Genomic DNA, 587 nt, shown 5'->3' on the forward strand with positions numbered 1-587 from the left:
GTGGGAGGGCGGGCGCCCCTTGACCTGGAAGATGCGCGCGACGGCGGCGGGGGCCTCGGCGTCGGCGCCCAGACCGTAGACGGTTTCCGTCGGGAAGGCCACCAGACCTCCGGCGCGCAGCACACCGGCCGCCTTCTCGATGTCGCCGGTTCCTGCCGCGTCACTGGTCCTTGCCGTCACCCTGACAATCCTCTCTCTCACTGTTCCGCTCTCCCGCACTTCTCGGGTCTCGTCGGGGCACAACGAGAAACTAGGCCCGACGGCACCGCGCGAGCCGCACGGAGCGGAACATTCTCCCGCACTCAACCGTCGCCGGATGCGCGAGCAGCGTAGGGATCGGGGCCGTGCGGGCACGGCGGAGTTCTTTCGGCGCAGCCCTCACCGGTTGCTGGGCGGCCGGCCCCACTGCCGCCGTTCCGGCGGGCAGCCGCCTACATGTGCGTACCGTGGGCGACCGAGACGATGAACAAGGCCACGATGCCCAATACGACGGCAGCGAAGATCGGCCAGCCGCGTCCCCGGTCCTCGTCGGGCTGCCCGCCCGTTCCCCGGGCGACCGAGACCTGCGACGAGGCCACATGGCGCCA

At 71.0% G+C, this 587-nt stretch carries 1 protein-coding gene; it reads right to left on the minus strand.

Translation table 11 applies throughout. From position 1 onward, the window contains the following. A partial coding sequence (locus BZY54_RS49010) for an L-threonylcarbamoyladenylate synthase (RefSeq protein WP_208641013.1) occupies window positions 1-180 on the minus strand: 180 nt, incomplete at its 3' end. Window positions 181-587 lie beyond the last annotated feature (407 nt).

The sequence above is a fragment of the Streptomyces carpinensis genome, from assembly GCF_002154505.1.
Taxonomy (GTDB): domain Bacteria; phylum Actinomycetota; class Actinomycetes; order Streptomycetales; family Streptomycetaceae; genus Streptomyces; species Streptomyces carpinensis.